At 64.5% G+C, this 19,398-nt stretch carries 17 protein-coding genes and 1 other RNA gene; 6 read left to right on the forward strand and 12 right to left on the reverse strand.

Going from position 1 to position 19,398, the window contains the following annotated elements; all coding sequences use genetic code 11:
• Nucleotides 1-31: 31 nt before the first annotated feature.
• The 3 genes from AWB75_RS03630 to AWB75_RS03640 form a co-directional block, all read right to left on the reverse strand.
• Complete coding sequence (locus AWB75_RS03630; protein WP_061122694.1) at nt 32-751, reverse strand: DUF2968 domain-containing protein; 720 nt, start codon at nt 749-751, stop codon at nt 32-34.
• A gap of 74 nt (nt 752-825) precedes the next feature.
• The gene (locus tag AWB75_RS03635; protein ID WP_061122695.1) at nt 826-1,860 is read right to left on the reverse strand and encodes a hypothetical protein; all 1,035 of its coding nucleotides are present in this window, start codon (nt 1,858-1,860) and stop codon (nt 826-828) included.
• 180 nt (nt 1,861-2,040) lie between these two features.
• Nucleotides 2,041-2,715 carry a GNAT family N-acetyltransferase gene (locus AWB75_RS03640; RefSeq protein ID WP_407642114.1) on the reverse strand — a complete coding sequence of 225 codons (675 nt, stop codon included), beginning with the start codon at nt 2,713-2,715 and terminating at the stop codon, nt 2,041-2,043.
• 97 nt (nt 2,716-2,812) lie between these two features.
• Between AWB75_RS03640 and tcuC the strand changes: the two genes are divergently transcribed.
• Nucleotides 2,813-4,108, forward strand: coding sequence for an MFS transporter (gene tcuC / locus AWB75_RS03645; protein WP_061122758.1), 1,296 nt, complete (start codon nt 2,813-2,815; stop codon nt 4,106-4,108).
• 14 nt (nt 4,109-4,122) lie between these two features.
• On the opposite strand, the gene arsH is transcribed toward tcuC, so the two are convergent.
• The 4 genes from arsH to AWB75_RS03665 form a co-directional block, all read right to left on the reverse strand.
• Nucleotides 4,123-4,878 carry an arsenical resistance protein ArsH gene (gene arsH / locus AWB75_RS03650; protein ID WP_061122697.1) on the reverse strand — a complete coding sequence of 252 codons (756 nt, stop codon included), beginning with the start codon at nt 4,876-4,878 and terminating at the stop codon, nt 4,123-4,125.
• Nucleotides 4,879-4,897: 19 nt separating this feature from the next.
• Nucleotides 4,898-5,959, reverse strand: coding sequence for an ACR3 family arsenite efflux transporter (gene arsB / locus AWB75_RS03655; RefSeq protein WP_061122698.1), 1,062 nt, complete (start codon nt 5,957-5,959; stop codon nt 4,898-4,900).
• A gap of 136 nt (nt 5,960-6,095) precedes the next feature.
• A complete protein-coding gene (locus tag AWB75_RS03660) occupies nt 6,096-6,428 on the reverse strand; it encodes an ArsR/SmtB family transcription factor (RefSeq protein ID WP_061122699.1) in 333 nt (110 codons plus the stop codon).
• 90 nt (nt 6,429-6,518) lie between these two features.
• Nucleotides 6,519-8,378: a tetratricopeptide repeat protein gene (locus AWB75_RS03665; protein WP_061122700.1), complete on the reverse strand. Its 1,860-nt coding sequence runs from the start codon at nt 8,376-8,378 to the stop codon at nt 6,519-6,521.
• A gap of 122 nt (nt 8,379-8,500) precedes the next feature.
• On the opposite strand from AWB75_RS03665, the gene AWB75_RS03670 reads away from it, so the two are divergent.
• From AWB75_RS03670 to AWB75_RS03680, 3 genes are read left to right on the forward strand one after another with little or no spacing between them, the layout of a single operon-like run.
• Complete coding sequence (locus tag AWB75_RS03670) at nt 8,501-8,860, forward strand: ArsR/SmtB family transcription factor (protein WP_061122701.1); 360 nt, start codon at nt 8,501-8,503, stop codon at nt 8,858-8,860.
• A 36-nt stretch (nt 8,861-8,896) separates the two neighbouring features.
• On the forward strand, nt 8,897-9,886 hold the full coding sequence (locus AWB75_RS03675) for a cation diffusion facilitator family transporter (RefSeq protein WP_061122702.1): 990 nt from the start codon (nt 8,897-8,899) through the stop codon (nt 9,884-9,886).
• Between the two features lie 42 nt (nt 9,887-9,928).
• The gene (locus AWB75_RS03680) at nt 9,929-11,665 is read left to right on the forward strand and encodes an FAD-dependent monooxygenase (protein ID WP_061122703.1); all 1,737 of its coding nucleotides are present in this window, start codon (nt 9,929-9,931) and stop codon (nt 11,663-11,665) included.
• A gap of 51 nt (nt 11,666-11,716) precedes the next feature.
• On the opposite strand, the gene AWB75_RS03685 is transcribed toward AWB75_RS03680, so the two are convergent.
• From AWB75_RS03685 to AWB75_RS03700, 4 genes are read right to left on the reverse strand one after another with little or no spacing between them, the layout of a single operon-like run.
• The gene (locus AWB75_RS03685) at nt 11,717-11,962 is read right to left on the reverse strand and encodes a formate dehydrogenase subunit delta (protein WP_061122704.1); all 246 of its coding nucleotides are present in this window, start codon (nt 11,960-11,962) and stop codon (nt 11,717-11,719) included.
• Nucleotides 11,963-11,965: 3 nt separating this feature from the next.
• A complete protein-coding gene (gene fdhF / locus AWB75_RS03690; protein WP_061122705.1) occupies nt 11,966-14,887 on the reverse strand; it encodes a formate dehydrogenase subunit alpha in 2,922 nt (973 codons plus the stop codon).
• 12 nt (nt 14,888-14,899) lie between these two features.
• Nucleotides 14,900-16,456, reverse strand: coding sequence for a formate dehydrogenase beta subunit (locus AWB75_RS03695; protein ID WP_061122706.1), 1,557 nt, complete (start codon nt 16,454-16,456; stop codon nt 14,900-14,902).
• Complete coding sequence (locus AWB75_RS03700; protein ID WP_061122707.1) at nt 16,453-16,941, reverse strand: NAD(P)H-dependent oxidoreductase subunit E; 489 nt, start codon at nt 16,939-16,941, stop codon at nt 16,453-16,455. The genes AWB75_RS03695 and AWB75_RS03700 overlap by 4 nt, the downstream gene beginning before the upstream one ends.
• A gap of 127 nt (nt 16,942-17,068) precedes the next feature.
• On the opposite strand from AWB75_RS03700, the gene AWB75_RS03705 reads away from it, so the two are divergent.
• A complete protein-coding gene (locus AWB75_RS03705) occupies nt 17,069-18,139 on the forward strand; it encodes a substrate-binding domain-containing protein (RefSeq protein WP_061122708.1) in 1,071 nt (356 codons plus the stop codon).
• A 131-nt stretch (nt 18,140-18,270) separates the two neighbouring features.
• Complete coding sequence (locus AWB75_RS03710; protein ID WP_061122709.1) at nt 18,271-18,540, forward strand: hypothetical protein; 270 nt, start codon at nt 18,271-18,273, stop codon at nt 18,538-18,540.
• A 470-nt stretch (nt 18,541-19,010) separates the two neighbouring features.
• On the opposite strand, the gene ssrA is transcribed toward AWB75_RS03710, so the two are convergent.
• Nucleotides 19,011-19,369: a transfer-messenger RNA gene (gene ssrA / locus AWB75_RS03715) on the reverse strand.
• Between the last annotated feature and the right edge of the window lie 29 nt (nt 19,370-19,398).

Genomic DNA, 19,398 nt, shown 5'->3' on the forward strand with positions numbered 1-19,398 from the left:
CTTCGTTGTTTTCAGGCATGTACTGCCGGCATCAACGCGATGGCGCCGTGCTCACCGGCGCGAGTCCGGCTTCCGATTGCTTCTGAAGCTGTTCGACCTGCAATTGCAGCGCGCGCAGCTTGCGTTCCGCTTCGAGCTTGTCCGTCTGCAGCGCCGCCGACTCGGCCTGCAACTGCTGCTGACGCTGCGTGACCTGGGAATCCTGCTGCTGCGAAAGCGCGAGATCGGCGGAGAGACGGTTCGCGCGATCCGCCGACTTCGCGATCACGCGATCGAGCAGCGCCTTCTGCGCCTGCAATTGCATGCGGCGGATTTCGCCATCGGCCAGTTCGTAGCTCTTGCGCGAGAACTGCGCGTAGATCGATTCCGCGCGCGCCACGTCCTGCGTCTTCACGACGCGCCACCAGCGGGCGTCCTGCGACAGCGCGACGTAGTACAGCATCTCCTGTGCGAGGAAGAAGAGCTTCGCGCCGTAGCTGCCGTTGTGCGTCGCGCGCAATTCCGTGAGGCTGCCGGCCTGCACGAGGTTCTGCAATTCGGCGATGTTGCCTTCGACGCGCGGCGCGTTCGAATCGGCGTTCAGGTCGGACAGGTCTTCGGGGGCGGCCTGCGCGGGTGCGCTTGCCGCAGGTGTCTGCGCGGCGTCCGCCTTTGCGGATGCGGCGAATACACTCGAGAACGGCGCGAGCACGCCGCAGAGGGACAAGGCGAGCGTGAGCGTCGCGTAACGGATATATCGGTGTTGCGTCATAGTGGCGTCTCGGCCGGAATGGTTGATCGGGCGGGCTGAGCGTGCTCGCGGATGCGTCGCGCGCGGTTCGTCTTTCAGCGCGCGTTCTGGGTTTTCGCGCCGCCGCGGCTGGATGCGCCGCCTGCGTTGCTATCGAGTGTCGGTGAATGCTGGAGCATTGCGTAAAGCGCGGCGGCGTTCATCGGATCCGAAATTTTCGATGCACGGTCTGCATGAACCCGGGCCGATGGCGCGCGTGCATGCGCCGCAGTTTCACGCTTCGCGAAGTGCTTGTCGGTTGCAGGCTTGTCGGCTTTAGGAGCACGGACTGCGGCGGTTTGCTGCGTGCGCGGAGCGAGCACGGCGCTTACGCGGCCGTTGCGCCGGCGGACTGTCGTTTCGGCGATGAGATGCACGCCCGACGCCTCGCGCTTCGTCGCGGCGGGGGCGTTCTCGCTCGCGATCACATTGGCATTCGCGCTCGCTGGTTCTGGCGGCGTCGCCGCCTGAGATGGCTGAATGTCGTTCGCCGGTCGAGCCGCAATGCCCGTCTCGACCGCAGCGATGCCCGCTGCCGCCGCCGACGACGACTCGGGGCGGTCCGGTTGCGTATTGACATCAGGCTCGGGGCTTTGCACTCTGACTTCCATTGCCGGGGCAGCCCGCGAGTTGCCCGGCGCGTCGCGATCATATTCGAAGAACAGCCACGCGATGAGCGCCGCGCACGCCACAGCGGTGAGCGCCGCGACGGGCTTGCTGAAGTAGCGCTTCCCCGCGCCTGGCGCCATCGGCGCGCCGACGTTCAGATGGACGGGAGCGGCGCGATCGATGCCGGCCTCGTCCGGGTGCTTGCCTTCCATCAGGCGCAGCATCGCACGGGGAATGTGCTCCTTGGCGAAGACACCCCAGAGGCTCGTGGCGCCATAGGGCGAATTCGTATCGGACAGACTCAACGCGGGGACGTAGGCGGTCCTGAATTGCGCGGCGAAGAGCGCGAACTCGGACCCGGATTGAAGAGGGCGCGAGAATGCGGGCGACCACTCGCGACCGTAGTTCAAGAGCGGGTCCATCAGCGCGCGCAGCGTAGGCAGACGCAGATTGCCTTCCACTTCGATCAAGTCTTCGGTCATGAGGGTTCCACATGCATGCGTCCGGAACGGACAACGGGACAGCCCGCCCGGACCTCCGTGGTGCAACAGATAGCACCGAGGCTCGGCGCGAGATGGCTGAAATTTCGACCCGCGATCATACGAAACGGTCACGAACCCGACGACCAGACGAATCTTATTATTGATTTTTAACAGGATTGCTTATTGACCAATTCGGTGTTCTTGTGCTTGGTCGAGCGGGAGGACGTAGCGCAACGCAAACAGATCGATGCCCGCCATATGGTCCGCCTCACGTGCGGCAAACTTCCAGCCGCGCGATTCGTAGAAGCCGATCGCCGCCGCGTTCTGCTCAAGCACGGAAAGATGCAACTGCCGCGCGCCGCGCGAGCGGGCCCAGCGCGCCGCTTCGTCGAGCATCGCGCTGCCCGTGCCGAGACCTCGATGGCCCGGCAGCGCATGCAGATTGTCGACGAGCACGCTGCCCGTTTCGTCCGGCTCGACCAGGCACATGAAGCCGACCGGCTCGCCTTCGTGCTCCGCGATCAGCACGCACCCCGCGCCGCCGGCAATTCCCTTCATGCGCGCGTCCCAATGAGCGGCGCGCTCACTTGGCAGTTCGTCCAGATAGCGGTCCGGCAGTATCCCGCGATACGCCGACGCCCAACTTCGCGCGTGCATCGACGCGATGAGCCCGGTGTCCGCCAAGGTCGCGATGCGCAGCGACACGCTGTCGAGTTTCTGTTCGGATGTTGGCTTAGAGTTAGGCATATGTAAGCGGATTTTAATGGTCAATTGGTCGGAATTGAACGAAGTTGCGTCGGGCACGAGCGGGGAGGCGTTAAAATCGGCGGCATCGCATTTTGAAAAAAGAAACATTCAGCCGCGTTCGTTACGGCCGATCGTCGGTACGGCCGTGCACGGTTCCGCGCTCCCGCGCAGAACCGAAATGCGCCCACAGCTTTTCGAGAAAGTCATGTCCACAAGCCACGTAACACCCGCCAACGAATCCAGGTTCAAGACGGTCTTTCGCGTCGTCAGCGGAAACTTCCTTGAAATGTACGACTTCATGGTCTACGGCTATTACGCTTCGGCGATCGCCAAGACCTATTTCCCAAGCGGCAACGAGTTCGCCTCGCTGATGCTCGCGCTGTCCGTGTTCGGCGCGGGCTTCCTGATGCGGCCGGTGGGCGCGATCGTGCTCGGTGCGTATATCGACCATCACGGGCGGCGCAAGGGCCTCATCCTTACGCTCGCGTTGATGGCGGTCGGCACGGCGTGCGTCGCGCTCGTGCCGGGCTATGCGACCATCGGCGTGCTCGCACCGGTCGTCGTATTGGGCGGGCGCCTGCTGCAAGGCTTTTCGGCCGGCGTGGAGCTGGGCGGCGTATCGGTGTATCTGTCCGAGATCGCGACCAAGGGCAACAAGGGCTTTTATTGTTCCTGGCAGTCCGGCAGCCAGCAAGTCGCCGTGGTGTTTGCCGCGTTGATCGGCGTCATCATGAACCGCCTGCTGCCGCCCGATCAGATGACCGCCTGGGGCTGGCGCGTGCCGTTCCTGATCGGCTGTCTGATCGTGCCGTTTCTCTTCATCATCCGCCGCTCGCTGCGGGAGACCGACGAGTTCCTCGCGAAGAAGCATCGGCCGAGCATGGGCGAGATCGCGCGCTCGATCGCGCAAAGCTGGGGCGTCGTGCTCGCGGGCATGGGCATGGTCATCATGACGACCGTGTCGTTTTACATGATCACCGCCTACACGCCGACCTTCGGCAAGGAAGTGCTGAAGCTCTCATCCATCGACGCGCTCGTCGTCACCGTGTGCGTCGGCCTTTCGAACCTCGTCTGGCTGCCGCTGATGGGCGCGGTGTCCGATCGCGTCGGCCGCCGCCCGGTGCTGCTCGTGTTCACGATCCTCACCATTCTGACGTCGTATCCGGTGGTGCAGTGGCTCGTGGCGGACCCGTCGTTCGTGCGCCTGCTGATGTGCGAGCTGTGGCTCTCGTTCCTGTACGGCAGCTACAACGGCGCGATGGTGGTCGCGCTGACCGAAGTCATGCCGGCCGACGTGCGTACGACGGGTTTCTCGATGGCCTACAGTCTCGCGACGACGATCGGCGGTTTCACGCCCGCGATCTCCACGTATCTGATCCACGCGACCGGCAACAAGGCCGCGCCCGGTTTGTGGATGGGACTGGCCGCGATCTGTGGCCTGATCGCGACGCTCGTCCTGTATCGCTCGCCCGAGGCGCGTAATCAGTACAAGACGGCCTGACGCAGCGACGCCGTCTACTGCGCTTCGCTGTCGTCGGTGTCGGCGTTGATTTCGTGGTCCATCGCGGTCTCGGCGAGCGCGGTGGCCTGCTCCGGCGCTGCTTCCTTGCGCTCGCTGTAGCGATTCGTGAGGTAATCCGAGCGATCGCGCACGAGCAGCGTGAACTTGACGAGCTCCTCCATCACGTCGACGACACGATCGTAATAGGCGGAGGGTTTCATCCGGCCGTTTCCGTTGAACTCCTGCCAGGCTTTCGCGACAGAGGACTGATTGGGAATGGTGACCATCCGCATCCAACGGCCAAGCACGCGCAGCGCGTTCACCGCATTGAACGATTGCGATCCGCCGCATACCTGCATGACCGCAAGCGTGCGGCCCTGAGTGGGCCGGACACCCGCCGCTTCGAGCGGCAGCCAGTCGATCTGATTCTTGAACACCGATGTGAGCGTGCCGTGACGCTCGGGGCTGCACCACACCTGTCCTTCGGACCACTCGGAAAGCTTGCGCAGCTCGGCCACCTTCGGGTGATCGGGCGGCACGCTGTCGACCATCGGCAAGCCGTGCGGATCGAACACGCGCGTCTCGGCGCCGAATGCCTGCAGCAGGCGCTCGGCCTCCAGCGTGAGCAAGCGACTGTATGAAGTCGGACGCAGCGAGCCGTACAGCAGCAGTATCCGTGGCGCGTGCGTGGACACGGAGGCCGGCTGCAGCTTCCCGCTGTCGGGAATGTCGACGTGGACCGCGCTCAGATTGGGAAGATTCGAAAACATGGAGATGTATGCGGAGCAGTCAGGCGGTTTCGTACCAACGTCGCGATCGATTGACGACGCCTACGACCAGCAGCATGACCGGCACTTCGATGAGCACGCCGACGACCGTCGCGAGTGCCGCACCCGAGTGAAAACCGAACAGGCTGATCGCGGTGGCGACCGCGAGCTCGAAGAAATTACTCGCGCCGATCAGGCTCGACGGCCCCGCGACGCAGTGCGCAACACCCAGGCGGCGGTTCAGCAGGTAAGCGAGCCCCGAATTGAAGAACACCTGGATAAGGATCGGAACGGCGAGCATCGCGATCACGAAAGGCTCCCTGACAATCGCTTCGCCCTGAAATCCGAACAGCAGCACGAGCGTCGCGAGCAGCGCGGCGATCGACCACGGTCCCAGGCGCGCGACCGTGCGCCTGAAACGCCCTTCGCCGCGCGAGAGCAGACGCTTGCGCAGCCATTGCGCGAGCAACACGGGAATGACGATGTACAGGCCGACCGAGACGATCAGCGTGCCCCACGGCACCGTGATCGAGGATAGCCCGAGCAACAGCGCCACCAGCGGAGCGAACGCGACCACCATGATCGCGTCGTTGAGCGCGACCTGCGAGAGCGTGAAGTACGGATCGCCCTTGCACAGTTGCGACCATACGAAGACCATCGCCGTGCAAGGCGCGGCCGCCAGCAGAATCAGGCCCGCGATGTAGCTGTCCAGTCGATCGGCAGGTAGCCAGCCAACGAACACATGCCGCACGAAGATCCAGCCGAGCAGCGCCATCGAGAATGGCTTGACGAGCCAGTTCACCAGCAAGGTCACGCCGATGCCGCGCCAGTGGCTGCCGACTTGCGCGAGGGCGGAGAAGTCGATCTTGATCAGCATCGGGATGATCATCACCCAGATCAACACGCCGACCGGCAGATTGACCTGCGAGATTTCCATGCCGCCGATCGCGTGAAAAAGCTCCGGAAAAAGCTGTCCCAGTCCGATGCCTGCAGCGATGCACAGCGCGACCCAGATCGTCAGATAGCGCTCGAAAAGGCCGATCGACGGTGTTGCGTCGATACGCGCGGTGTCCGTCGTGCTCACCGGATTTCCCGACGGGTGGCTTGCGGACCGCACGTATCCAGATTGGCGGCGGGCGAACAACATGCGGTGGCCTCCGAAGCTCGATCGCGCGACTGTCCATACACATCCTGAACCGACACGTGAATATGAATGCGCTTCATGCCGAATCTCCGCAGCAGTTCGATGAGCCGCTCGCCGCGCAAGGCGCGCCCGCGCAGCAGTTGTCCGTGAGGAAGCCCAAGAGGTTGCTCATGGCTTCGAAATTTGCGGTGTAGAAAACGTATCGGCCTTCCTGCCGCGCGCTGACGAGCTCCGCGTGCGAGAGATCCTTGAGATGGAACGAGAGGCTCGACGGTGCAAGCCCGACTTGCTGTGCGATGTCACCAGCGGCCATGCCCTCGTGGCCGGCCACTACGAGCGTTCGGAAGATCGCGAGACGCGATTCATGAGCGAGCGCGCCGAGCGCGCGAACAACGAGTTTGGAGTCCATGCTCGCAACGATAACGCGCTCGCTTTTATATTTCAATAAATATCGAAATGACGCTGTGCGTTCGATGAGCCGCACGGCGCGCGATAAACGTTAAGCCGGAACCGAAGCCAGCGCCGCCGCCGTTGCTTCGATGACCTCGCGCCATTGCCCCGGCGCGCGCTGACGCACGAGCCGCGCGCGCGGATACCACACGGTTGCGTCCGCATCGACGCCCCAGCGCCAGTCGGCGGCGAAGGGCAGCATCACCCATGCCGGTTTGCCGAGGGCGCCCGCGAGGTGCGCGACGGACGTATCGACGGACACCACCGCGTCGAGCCGGTCGACGATCGCGCCCGTGTCCGCGAAGTTCTCGAGACGTGCCTCGAGCAGGTGAATCGACTTCGTGTTGCGATGCGCGCGCAGCACGTCGCGCTCGCGGTCGGTGACGAACGGCTGGAGCACGACCCAGTCGATACCTTCGAGAGCGAACAGCGGCCCCAACTCGGTGACTTCGACGGAGCGCGTCTCGCCCGGCTGCATCCGTCCCGACCACGTTATGCCGATCTTGCGCCGTGCCTGGCCGCCGATCGAGCCGCGCCATTTTCTGCGGTAATCGGCGGGCACGACGAGATACGGCGCGCGCGCCGGAATCGCATCGGGCGAGGTCATGCCGAGTGCGAGCGGCAGGCTGAGCAGCGGGCAAAAGGCGTCGGCGGGCGTCGGGACGCCATCCGACTTGCTTTTCAGTTCGACGCGCGCCGCATGCGCGGCAGGCGCGAGCAGCGGCACGAGCGCGGGTTGCACTTCCAGAACCAGCTTGCCGGCGAGCTTCGCCGCGAACGGCACGAAGCGCGCGAACTGCAGGGTATCGCCGAATCCCTGCTCGGCGCGCACGAGCAAGGTGCGGCCCGGCATCGGCTCGCCGTTCCAGCGCGGCAAGCGCGGTGCGGGTTCGCTGCCCGGCGTCTGCAGACGCCACTCGTAGGCGGAAAGTCCGCGGGCGTAGTCGCCGATGGTCAGCAGCGCGAGGGCGCGGTTCAGATGCGCGGCGGGCATCGCGGGATCGATACGCAATGCCTGATCGAACGCGCGCAGCGCCGCGCGGTGCGCGCCGAGCGCGAGATGCGTATTGCCGAGACAAAGCCACGCGACGCCGTATTTCGGATCGAGCCCGACCGCGCGCTCGAAGTGCGGCACGGCTTCGTCGTGACGGCCGAGTTTGGCGAGCGCGTGCCCGAGCCCGAAATACCCCGGCGCGAAATGCGGTTGCAGCGCCACGGCCTTGCGCAGTACGGGCAGCGCGTCGTCCGGATGACCGTTCGCATCGAGCAGATTGCCGAGATTGAAATGCGCGGCGGCGTAGTTCGGCTCGACGTCGAGCGCGGCGCGAAAGTGCGCGATCGCGCCGAGCGTGTCGCCGAGCGCGTTCAGCGCCATGCCGAGGTTGTTGTGCGCGCCGGCATGGCGCGGACGCAGCGCGAGCGTACGCCTGAAGGCGTGCGCGGCATCCTTGAAGCGGCGCAGCGACGAGAGCGCATTGCCGAAGTTGTTCCACGCGGCCGGATCGTCGGGCTGCAGGCGCAGCGTCTTCTCGAACGCATCGGCGGCGTCTTCGTGACGGCCGGCCGCCGTGTACGCGTTGCCGAGGTTGTACTGCGCGATCGGGAAGCCCGGCGCGAGCGTCAGCGCGTTGCGAAAGCGCTCGATGGCGTCGTCGAGGCGGCCGAGCGCCTTCAGCGCATTGCCGAGATTCAGTTGAAGGCCGGCATCGGTCGGGCGCAGGTCGACGGCGCGGCGCACGAGCTCGGCCGCCTCCGCGTGCTGGCCTTGTTGATGGCGCAGCACGCCGAGGTAGTGCAGTGCGTCGACGTGGTGAGGTTCGGCGGCGAGCGCGGCCTGATAGTCGCGCTCCGCGTCGGTCAGGCGGCCGTCACGATGGGCCGCGAAACCGCGGGCGAATACGGTGTCCATGACGGAAAAACTTCTGGCCGGAAAAGCAAACCCCGCATTTTCCCACATCGGCGGCACCGGTCCTTCAGAAGCGCGGTTGACATGTTGCGGCGAAGGCACTTAACATATGAACAGTTATTCATATGTTAGTCCCAACCGTGTCATCCGATTCCGCATCCTCCACTGGCGCAAACACGTCCGACGACCGCGTCGTGCCGCTCGCCGATCTGTTTCGCCTGCTCGGCGATCCCACGCGCCTGCGCATCGTGCTCGCGTGCGTCGAACAGAAGCGCGCGGTCGGAGCGATTGCGGAATTGCTCGGGCTGTCGGCGTCGCTGGTGAGCCATCATCTGCGTCTGCTGCGCGCGGCGCGGATCGTGCGCGCCGAGCGCCAGGGTAAGCAGGTGTTCTACGTCGCCGCCGACCGCCACATCAGCGCGATGCTCGGCGAAATGCTCGAGCACGTCGCCGAGCCGCAGGCCGAAGCCACGGATATCGAATGACCACCATCAAACCACGCGCACCACGATGAACACGCCATGAGCACCCATCGACACGAAGAACACGAACATCGGCACGATCACGCGCATGGCGGGCACGAAGGCCATGACCACGCCTCGGGCGGCCATCATCATCACCATGCGCCGCAGGAAGGGCAGGGCCGCACATTTGCGCTCGCGGTCGGGCTGAACGTCCTGATCGTCGTCGTGCAGGCCGTCTACGGCTTCCTCGCGCATTCGACCGCGCTGCTCGCCGATGCCGGCCACAATCTCTCCGACGTCCTCGGCCTGCTGCTCGCGTGGGGCGCCCTCTGGCTCGGCGCGCGCCGGCCGAACGCGCGCTATACGTTCGGGCTCGGCAGTTCATCGATTCTCGCGTCGCTCGCCAACGCCGCGCTGCTGCTGCTCGCGTGCGGCGCGATCGTGCTCGAGTCGGTCCAGCGGCTCATCAATCCGGCGCCCGTCGCGGGCCTCGACGTGTTCATCGTCGCGACCATCGGCATGGTCGTGAATGGTTTTTCCGCATGGCTCTTCATGCGCGGCAGCAAGGAAGACCTCAACGTGCGCGGCGCCTTCATGCACATGGCCGCCGATGCCGCGATTTCCGCGGCCGTCGCGGTGAGCGGCCTCATCATCCTGTTCACGGGCGCGAGCTGGCTCGATCCGCTGATGAGCCTGGTCGTCGTGTCGGTGATCGTCTACGGCACGTGGGGACTCGGCCGCGATGCAATGCGCCTCGCGATGGCCGCGGTCCCGCCGGGCGTGGACATGACGCGCATCACGAGCTATCTGACGGCGTTGCCCGGCGTGCGCGACGTCCACGACCTGCACGTCTGGGCGCTCTCGACGACCGAAAACGCAATCACCGTGCATCTGGTGATGCCGCAAGGCCATCCCGGCGATGAGTTCGTGCAGGGCGTCGTCGGGACGCTGCGCCGCGAATACGCGATGCATCACGCGACCGTGCAGGTCGAGTTCGGCGAAGCGTGCCAGGCGTGCGTGCTGAACGAGCGCGGCCACGGGCATTGAGCGGCGTACACTAGAGCGCGTGACTTTCGGGAGGACCGACCGATGTTCGCGCCAAAGCTGAATCCGAACGACAAGCTGGACGTCGCGCCCGTTCTGATCGCAGGCGCCGGTCCCACGGGCCTCGCCGCCGCGATGAGCCTCGCGCGCGCGCACATCCCGGTCAGGCTGGTCGATAAGGCGCGCGAGCCTTCGCCGTATTCACGCGCGATCGGCATACAGGCGCGCACGCTCGAACTCTTCGAGCAGCATCGCGTCGTCAAGCCGTTTCTCGAACTCGGTCATCGTGCGCGGGTGGCGAACCTCTATTCGAACGGGCAGCGCCTCGCGCGCCTCGACTTCGATCCGCTGCAGACGCGTTATCCGTATCTGCTTTTTCTCGAACAATCGCAGACCGAACGCCTGCTCGCGGCGCACCTGGCGGGCTATCGCGTGAATGTCGAGCGCGGTGTCGAACTCGTCGATGTCTCGCAGGGCTCGGCCGGCTTGCAGGCCACGCTGCGCCATCCGAACGGACGCGACGAACTGCTGCGGCCGTCATATCTGATCGCGGCGGACGGCGCGCACAGCTTCGTGCGGCATCGGCTCGGAATCGGCTTCGACGGCAAGACCTTCGAGCAAACCTTTCTGCTCGCCGATCTCCAGGCCGACTCCGACTGGCCCGACGACGAGTTCCATATCTTCGCGTCGGGCGAAGGCCTCGCCGCGCTCTTTCCGATGGGCGGCGACCGCGCGCGCCTTATCGCCGATCTGCCCGCGCCGGTCGCGAGCGCGGGCAACGCCGCCGAATTGAAGACAGGTCCGACGCTCGATGAATGCCGGGCGCTCATCGCGCGGCGCGTGCATCATCGCGTGACGTTGTCGAATCTCACGTGGTCGTCGTACTTTCACCTGAACAGCCGCATGGTCGACCGGCTGCGCATGGAGCGCGTGTTTCTCGCCGGCGATGCGGCGCATGTGCACAGCCCCGCCGGCGCGCAGGGCATGAACACCGGCATTCAGGAAGCGTTCAATCTCGGCTGGAAGATCGCGCGCATGCTCGCGGGCGGCGCGCCAGAGCGGCTGCTCGACACCTACCACGCGGAGCGTCATCCGATCGAGCGCGACGTGCTCAGGCAATCCAGCATGCTCACGCAGATGGCCGGCGCCGAGCACGGCCCGATGAAGCTGATGCGCGAGCACGTGATGCCCGCGCTCGCCGCGATCGGCCCGCTGCGCGACGCGATGCGGCGGACGGTGAGCGAGCTGTCGATCAACTACCGCAAGAGCCCGCTCACGCTCGAACGCCTGCTCGACGGCGGCCCGCGCGCAGGCGAGCGCGCGCCCGATGCACGCGTGCATGTCATCGACGGTCCGCTCGGGCGTCTGCCGGGCGTCGGCTGTCTGTACGATCTGCACGATCCCGGCTGCTTCTCGCTCTTTCTGCTCCTGAATCCGTCGGGCGAGGACGACATCGCGCTTGCGCCCGCGACCATCACCGTCGCGCACGCGATCGGCGAGCCGGACCTCGACGGCCTCGCTGCCTCCATCGAAACGATCATGCCGAACGCCGTGCGCGTGTGGCGCATCACCGATACGAGCGGCGAGGGCGCGCATTCGCTCACCGACAACTACGGCCGCACGCGCCCCGCGTTCTATCTCGTGCGTCCGGATGGCTATATCGCGGCGCGCGGACGTGCGCCGTCGGATGTGCAAGCGCTCCTGCGTCACTGCGAAACGTGGTTCGGCGCGCACGACACGAGCACGGAGCGGCACGTCGAGCGCGAATATCGCGAAGACTGAAAAAAGCCCTGCGGTGCAGGGCTTCGGTTCAAGACGATGCGATGAACGGTTTCATGCGGGCGCCGTCTTCGGCTGAAGGTCCGCTTTGTGCAGGTTGAGGGCCTCGCGCACGATCGGCGCCATCGTTGCGCTCGCTTCCGGATTGTCCAGCGCGGCGAGAATCGCGAGCCGCATGCGCGGCTCCCAGAAGCGGCGGATATGATCCGCGACGCTATCGACGGCTTCGGCGCGGTCCGGCATCGAATCGAAAAATTCGCCGATGCGGTTCGCCATCTCGATCAGGTTATCGACATCCATTTTTTACTTTCCTGAAGAAGTCGTGGCGAGGTTGAGCAGTTCGAGCTGCTGCGTGTTGAAGCGCGAGTAGTCCTTCTGCCATTGCGACGGCTGCTCGACCGGCATCACCTGGACCGCCGTCACCTTGTACTCCGGACAGTTGGTCGCCCAGTCGGACGAATCCGTCGTGATGACGTTCGCGCCCGATTCCGGGAAGTGGAACGTCGTGTAGACGACGCCCGGCTGCATGCGCTCGGAAATCTTCGCGCGCAACACGGTCTGCCCCGCACGCGACTCGATGCCGACCCAGTCGTCCATCTTGATGCCGCGATCCTCCGCATCCACCGGATGAATCTCCAGCCGGTCCTCTTCGTGCCAGCGCGAGTTTTCGGTGCGGCGGGTCTGCGCGCCGACGTTGTACTGCGACAAGATGCGCCCGGTCGTGAGCAGGAGCGGATACTTGCGCGTGACCTTCTCCGGCGTCGCGACGAACTTGGTGATGACGAAGCGTCCCTTGCCGCGCACGAATTCGTCGATGTGCATCGTCGGCGTGCCGTCGGGCGCCTTCTCGTTGCACGGCCACTGGATGCTGCCGAGCTCCTCGATGCGCTCGTACGAGACGCCGTGGAACGTCGGCGTGAGGCGCGCGATCTCGTCCATGATCTCGGACGGATTCGCGTAGTTCATCTCATAGCCGAGCGCGCGCGAGAGCATGATCGTCACTTCCCAGTCGGAGTAGCCCGCGAGCGGCGGCATCACCTTGCGCACGCGCGAGATGCGGCGCTCGGCATTGGTGAAGGTGCCGTCCTTTTCGAGGAACGTCGAGCCCGGCAGCAACACGTGCGCGTACTTCGCCGTCTCGTTGAGGAAGATGTCCTGAACGACGATGCATTCCATCGACGACAACGCATCCGCCACGTGCTGCGTGTTCGGGTCCGACTGGACGATGTCCTCGCCCTGGCAATACAGGCCCATGAAGGTGCCGTGCATGGCGGCGTCGAACATGTTCGGAATGCGCAGGCCCGGCTCCGGCTGCAGCTTCACGTCCCACGCTTCTTCGAAGAGCGAGCGCACGGCCGCATCGCCGATATGGCGATAGCCCGGCAGCTCGTGCGGGAACGAGCCCATGTCGCACGAGCCCTGCACGTTGTTCTGGCCGCGCAGCGGATTCACGCCGACACCCTCGCGGCCGACGTTGCCGGTGGCCATCGCCAGGTTCGCGATGCCGATGACGGCCGTCGACCCCTGCGCGTGCTCGGTGACACCGAGGCCGTAGTAGATCGCGCCGTTGCCGCCCGTCGCGTAGACGCGCGCGGCCTCGCGGACCGCGTGCGCGGGCACGCCGGTGGTCGCTTCCATCGCTTCGGGCGAATTCTCTTCGCGAGCGACGAACTCGCGCCATTGACCGAAGGCGCGCGTCTCGCAGCGTTCCGCGATGAAGTCTTCCTTCAGCAAGCCTTCCGTCACGATCACGTGCGCAAGCGAGTTGAGCATCGCGACGTTCGTGCCCGGCCGCAACGGCAGGTGATACTGCGCCTTCACGTGCGGCGTATCGACGATATCGATGCGACGCGGATCGATCACGATCAGCTTCGCGCCTTCACGCACGCGGCGCTTCAGACGCGAGCCGAAGACCGGGTGGCCATCGGTCGGATTCGCGCCGATCACGATGATCACGTCGGATTTCTCGACCGAAGCGAAGGTCTGCGTGCCGGCGGATTCGCCGAGCGTCGTCTTCAGGCCGTAACCGGTCGGCGAGTGGCACACGCGCGCGCAGGTATCGACGTTGTTGTTGCCGAACGCGGCGCGCACGAGCTTTTGCACGAGGTACGTTTCTTCGTTCGTGCAACGCGACGACGTGATGCCGCCGATCGAATCGCGCCCGTACTTGTCCTGAATGCGGCGGAACTCGCTTGCCGCATAGTTGATCGCTTCGTCCCACGACACCTCGCGCCACGGATCGGTGATCTTCGCGCGAATCATCGGCTTCTTGATACGGTCCTTGTGCGTCGCGTAGCCCCACGCGAAGCGGCCCTTCACGCATGCGTGGCCTTCGTTCGCCTGGCCGTTCTTGTTCGGCGTCATGCGCACGACGGTGTCGCCCTTCATCTCCGCCTTCAGCGAGCAGCCGACGCCGCAATACGCGCACGTCGTCACGACCGAATGCTCCGCCTGGCCGAGCATGATGACGCTCTTTTCCTGCAGCGTCGCGGTCGGGCACGCGGCGACGCATGCGCCGCACGACACGCATTCCGATTCCATGAACGGCACGTTCTCGCTCGCCGCGACGCGTGATTCGAAACCGCGTCCGGCGATGGTCAGCGCGAAGGTGCCTTGCGTCTCTTCGCACGCGCGCACGCAGCGATTGCAGACGATGCATTTGGACGGATCGTAGGTGAAGTACGGATTCGATTCGTCCTTTGCGTCCTTCAGATGGTTCGCGCCTTCGTAGCCGTAACGCACTTCGCGCAGGCCGACGACGCCCGCCATGTCCTGCAGTTCGCAGTCGCCGTTGGCGGGGCAGGTGAGGCAATCGAGCGGGTGATCGGAGATGTAGAGCTCCATCACGTTCTTACGCAGCGATTGCAGCTTGTCGCTTTGCGTGCGCACTTTCATGCCCGCTTCGACGGGCGTCGTGCACGATGCCGGATAGCCGCGCTTGCCTTCGATCTCCACCAGGCACAGACGGCACGAACCCCACGGTTCGAGCGAATCGGTGGCGCAGAGCTTGGGCACGTTGACGCCGGCTTCGATCGAGGCGCGCATCACCGACGTGCCCGCGGGAACCGTGACGGGCTGACCGTCGATTTCCAGCGTCACGTCGATGTCGGCGTGGCGCAGCGGCGTGCCGTAATCGGTCTCGTCGAACGGATCGCGGCGCTGCACCGATGCCGCGCTCTTGCACGCGCAGTTGCCGGAGCCGCAGCCGTTGATGGTGTTGGACATTGTCTTGTCTCCTTATGCCGCTTTCTGTGCCGGCGAGCGCGGCAGGCCGAAGTCTTCAGGGAAATGATCGAGCGCGGACACCACCGGGAACGGCGTCATGCCGCCCATCGCGCAGAGCGAGCCTGCGATCATCGTGTCGCAGAGTTCGCGCAGCAGCGTGATCTGCTTCACCGACGTATCGCCCTCGCGGATCTTCGCGATGACTTCCTCACCGCGCGTCGAGCCGATACGGCACGGCGTGCACTTGCCGCACGATTCGATCGCGCAGAAGTGCATCGCGTATTGCGCGAGCTCGGCGAGATTCGATGTGTCGTCGTGGATCACGAGACCGCCGTGGCCGACCACCGCGCCGACCTTCGCATATTCCTCGTAGTCGAGCGGAATGTCCCACTGGCTTTCCGGCAGATACGTGCCGAGCGGCCCGCCCACCTGCACGGCGCGCGCCGGACGTCCGCTCGCGGTGCCGCCGCCGTAGGTGTAGATCAGTTCGCGCAGCGTGACGCCGAACGCCAGCTCGACGAGTCCGCCTTGCTTCACGTTGCCCGCGACCTGGAAGGGCAGCGTGCCGCGCGAACGGCCCATGCCGTAGTCGCGATAGAACGCGGCGCCCTTCGCGAAGATGACCGGCACCGTCGCGAGCGTGATGACGTTGTTGATGACCGTGGGTTTCCCGTACAGGCCGACCAAAGCGGGCACCGGCGGCTTCGCGCGCACGATGCCGCGCTTGCCTTCGAGTGATTCCAGCAGCGCCGTTTCCTCGCCGCACACATACGAGCCCGCGCCCTTCGCCACATACAGTTCGAACGCATGCGACGTGCCGAGCACGCTCGCGCCGAGCCAGCCCGCGTCGCGCGCGCGGTCGATGGCGCGGTTCAGCGTGTCGATCGAATGCGGATACTCGCTGCGCACATAGATGTAGCCCTTGGTCGCGCCCGTGGCGACGCCGGCGATGATCATGCCTTCGATCAGCATGTACGGATCGCTTTCCATCACGAGGCGGTCGGAGAAGGTTCCCGAGTCGCCTTCATCGGCATTGCAGACGATGTATTTCTGATCCGCGAGCGCCGCGCGCACCGTCTTCCACTTGATGCCCGCGGGGAACGCCGCGCCGCCGCGGCCGCGCAGGCCGGAGTCGAGCAGCGCTTCGCAGACGGCGTCGCCGTTCATGTCGAGCACGTTGCGCAGGCCTTGCAGGCCGCCGAGGGCGGTGTAATCGCCGATCGAAAGCGGGTCGGTTATGCCGATGCGCGCAAACGTCAGGCGCTGCTGGTTCTTCAGATACGGAATCTCGTCGACGACGCCGACGCTTTTCTCGTGCGCGCGGCCTTCGTGAAAGCCGGCATCGAACAACGCGGCGACGTCTTCGGCTTCGACGTTCGAATAGCCGATGCGCCCGCCGTCCGTTTCCACTTCGACGAGCGGTTCGAGATAGAAGAGGCCGCGCGAGCCGTTGCGCACGATCTGCACGTCGAGGCCGCGCTTCTGCGCTTCATTCGCGACGGCTTCGGCCACGGCATTGGCGCCGAGCGCGAGCGCCGCGGAATCGATGGGAACGTAGATGCGCGTCATGCCGTCACCTCCGCGACTTTGGTTTGCGCCGCGGCGAAAAGGCGATCGAACTTCGCGGGTGTCACGCGCGCGTGAAGTTCGCCGTTGATCATCATCGACGGCGACAGCGCGCATTGGCCGAGGCAATAGACCGATTCGAGCTCGGTGTCCTCGGCGTGGCCGTTGTCGAAGCGGCAGCCCGTGTGCGCTTCGATGTGATCCTTCAACGCTTCCGTGCCCATGCTGCGGCACGCTTCCGCGCGGCAGAGCTGCACGGTCACGCGCGCGGGCGGCGCGCTCCGGAAGTGATGGTAATAAGTGATGACGCCATGCACTTCGGCGCGCGACAGCGAAAGCGTCTGCGCGAGCGGCGCGACGACCTCGCCCGGCACATAGCCGGTTTCGTCCTGGATGGCGTGGAGAATGGTCATCAACGTCGCGCCTTGTACCGCGTGGCGACGCACGAGTTCAACGGATGCAGCGGCGGATAGCTGCGTGTGTGTCATGGGGCTCCTCCAACACTCGGCATATGCTTTGTCGGTACATATTTGAGTCGATATAATTACGGTGCCGAGCCGGTAAAAGAACAATAGGCGTCGTGATATATCTTGGCAATAGGATGGGGGAGTTCATATGGTAGACGTCGAATGCCGGGCCGAGCTGGTCCTGCGGGACGCCGATGGCCGGGAAACCAGTCTCAGCGCGGTTGTGCCGCTTTTACAGCTTGTCGCTCAGACAGGCAGCATCGCGAATGCGGCGAACGCTAAGGGTTTGTCCTATCGGCATGCGTGGGGGCTGTTGCGCGAAATCGAAGCGCGTCTGGGCGGTGCGCTCATCACCAAATCGCGCGGGCGCGGCTCGGTGCTGTCCGAGCTGGGTGAGTCCGTGCTGCGCGCGCAACGGGTCTGCGGCGACCGGCTCGAGGCGCCGCTGCAGGCGGTCGCGAACGACGTGGCCGTCGAGCTGAACCGGCGTCTCGCGGGCGGGGTCAGCCAGGTGCGGATTCATGCGTCGCACGGTTACGCCGTCGCTACGCTCGTGCGCGCCCTTGGCGATCAGCGCGTGCCGGTCGACATCAAATACCGCGAAAGTGCCGAAGCGGTGAGCGCGCTCGCGCGCGGCGAATGCGAGCTGGCGGGTTTCCATTTGCCGATCGGCGAATTTCGCTCGACCTGCGCGGATATCTATCGACCGTATCTGGACCGGAACAAGCATCAGCTGATCCGCCTCACGCGCCGCACGCAAGGGCTTTTTCTGCCGAAAGGCAATCCGAAGCATATCTCTGGTTTGCGCGATCTCGCGCGCAGCGACGTGCGCTTCGTCAATCGCCAGCCGGGTTCGGGCACGCGCATGCTGCTCGATCTGTCGTTGCGGCGCGTGGGCGTGGACCCGGACCAGATCAACGGCTATGCGACGACCGAGCTCACGCATTCGGCGATCGCCGCGTTCGTCGCGAGCGGCATGGCCGATCTCGGTTTCGGCGTGCAGCCGGCCGCGCAGCATTTTGCGCTCGACTTCATTCCGATCATCGCCGAGGACTACTTCTTCGCCTGCGAACGCGCGCGGCTCGACGAGGCGCGGCTCGCTTCCGTGTTGCGCATTCTTCGCAGCGAGGGCTTCACGGACAGCGTCTCCCATCTCGAAGGCTACGATCCCGCGCGTTGCGGCTCGCTCGTGGATATCGACGAAGGATTACGCGGTTGAAATAAAGGCGTGACGAAGACTCGAAACATGCGGTAAAAGAGCGGGGCGGGTCTCAGGCTGCGATTGGCGTCAAATTGGGATAACCTAACGGTTTGCTGTCGACTTATTGGCTCTACGCCCGATATACCGTCATGAAACTTCCGTTGCTCGCCTGTTCTTCCGCGGCGCTCGTCGCCGGCGTGATGTATCTGATTCCTGTTGCTTTCGCTCAGAATTCCCCGGGCATGCCGGGCGGCATTTTGCAGGATCAGTTCCGTCTCAACCAACATCCGCAGCTTCAGTACGCCGCGTCCGCGCCGTCGGACAAGTACCAGAACGGAAAGTCGTCGATGCGCCGCCGCGGCGACAACGGCGATCCTGACGGCTGCAATCTGAAGTGTCCGAAGGACGGCACGAACTGACATCGTTCGACTTTGGTCTCGCCTTCGCGCTGCTGCAGCGCATCTCTTTCCTGCTCCGAAAAAAAAGACCTCGCACAAGGCGAGGTCAAAGTACTTGGAATGGCACTCGATCCGCCGCAGAACGGAGGCAACGGCTCGAGGTGCGATGGAAGGATAAAAGCCCCATCGATGGTAAAGAATCGGAGCTTTCTGAGACAACGATTCCAAACGGATGGCTGCGGCCACAACATGAAGATCAGTTGATAATTGACATGAGGCAATAGCATTCGGACCGGTCTGATACGAACAATCCGCGGGTACGCCTATTCTCTCGGACGTAGTGAAGGCTGTCTCTGTCCTCGCTACGTCTCTCAAGGATGTTTGCCCCGCCCCGTGCGGGGCTTTTTTTTGGTGCCGGGGGGATTGCGTCCTGCTGCGTGCAAAAGAAAAACCCGCGATGCTTGCGCAATCGCGGGCTCCTTAGGGTGTTTTGGTGGAGGCGGCGGGAATCGAACCCGCGTCCAGAAGCGCTCTACGACCAGTTCTACATACTTAGTTCTGTCATTTGATTTAACCGCAACGACGCGGACGAACACGCTGCGTTTCGGCGATTCACTAAATTTTCGACCTTGGCGTCGTGACGCCGCAAAGGCTTATCTGACGTATATGACCTCTCGTGGTATTGCTACCCTAACCCGTCAGCGAATTAGTGAGAGGACGGCTAGCCCTTAGGCTGCCAGTGCGAACGTATCGTCGTTTGCAGTTACGTTTTTCCCATTGATTAACGAGGTGACGGGTCCTCGGTATGCCCTGACCGCTTCACAACCACTGTCGAAACCAGGTCGCCCCCGAAACGGAACTGAAATTATCCCACGAAAA

This window comes from Caballeronia catudaia (assembly GCF_001544755.2).
Taxonomy (GTDB): domain Bacteria; phylum Pseudomonadota; class Gammaproteobacteria; order Burkholderiales; family Burkholderiaceae; genus Caballeronia; species Caballeronia catudaia.

What these genes read in the sequence shown, in the direction of transcription:
- AWB75_RS03675 (WP_061122702.1), top strand. Translation starts at nt 8,897, where the DNA reads ATGAGCACCCATCGACACGAAGAACACGAACATCGGCACGATCACGCG.
- AWB75_RS03705 (WP_061122708.1), top strand. Translation starts at nt 17,069, where the DNA reads ATGGTAGACGTCGAATGCCGGGCCGAGCTGGTCCTGCGGGACGCCGAT.
- AWB75_RS03660 (WP_061122699.1), bottom strand. Translation starts at nt 6,428, where the DNA reads ATGGACTCCAAACTCGTTGTTCGCGCGCTCGGCGCGCTCGCTCATGAA.
- AWB75_RS03640 (WP_407642114.1), bottom strand. Translation starts at nt 2,715, where the DNA reads ATGTTTCTTTTTTCAAAATGCGATGCCGCCGATTTTAACGCCTCCCCG.
- AWB75_RS03710 (WP_061122709.1), top strand. Translation starts at nt 18,271, where the DNA reads ATGAAACTTCCGTTGCTCGCCTGTTCTTCCGCGGCGCTCGTCGCCGGC.
- AWB75_RS03665 (WP_061122700.1), bottom strand. Translation starts at nt 8,378, where the DNA reads ATGGACACCGTATTCGCCCGCGGTTTCGCGGCCCATCGTGACGGCCGC.
- arsH (WP_061122697.1), bottom strand. Translation starts at nt 4,878, where the DNA reads ATGTTTTCGAATCTTCCCAATCTGAGCGCGGTCCACGTCGACATTCCC.
- AWB75_RS03635 (WP_061122695.1), bottom strand. Translation starts at nt 1,860, where the DNA reads ATGACCGAAGACTTGATCGAAGTGGAAGGCAATCTGCGTCTGCCTACG.
- AWB75_RS03700 (WP_061122707.1), bottom strand. Translation starts at nt 16,941, where the DNA reads ATGACACACACGCAGCTATCCGCCGCTGCATCCGTTGAACTCGTGCGT.
- AWB75_RS03670 (WP_061122701.1), top strand. Translation starts at nt 8,501, where the DNA reads ATGTTAGTCCCAACCGTGTCATCCGATTCCGCATCCTCCACTGGCGCA.
- tcuC (WP_061122758.1), top strand. Translation starts at nt 2,813, where the DNA reads ATGTCCACAAGCCACGTAACACCCGCCAACGAATCCAGGTTCAAGACG.
- fdhF (WP_061122705.1), bottom strand. Translation starts at nt 14,887, where the DNA reads ATGTCCAACACCATCAACGGCTGCGGCTCCGGCAACTGCGCGTGCAAG.
- AWB75_RS03695 (WP_061122706.1), bottom strand. Translation starts at nt 16,456, where the DNA reads ATGACGCGCATCTACGTTCCCATCGATTCCGCGGCGCTCGCGCTCGGC.
- AWB75_RS03680 (WP_061122703.1), top strand. Translation starts at nt 9,929, where the DNA reads ATGTTCGCGCCAAAGCTGAATCCGAACGACAAGCTGGACGTCGCGCCC.
- AWB75_RS03685 (WP_061122704.1), bottom strand. Translation starts at nt 11,962, where the DNA reads ATGGATGTCGATAACCTGATCGAGATGGCGAACCGCATCGGCGAATTT.
- AWB75_RS03630 (WP_061122694.1), bottom strand. Translation starts at nt 751, where the DNA reads ATGACGCAACACCGATATATCCGTTACGCGACGCTCACGCTCGCCTTG.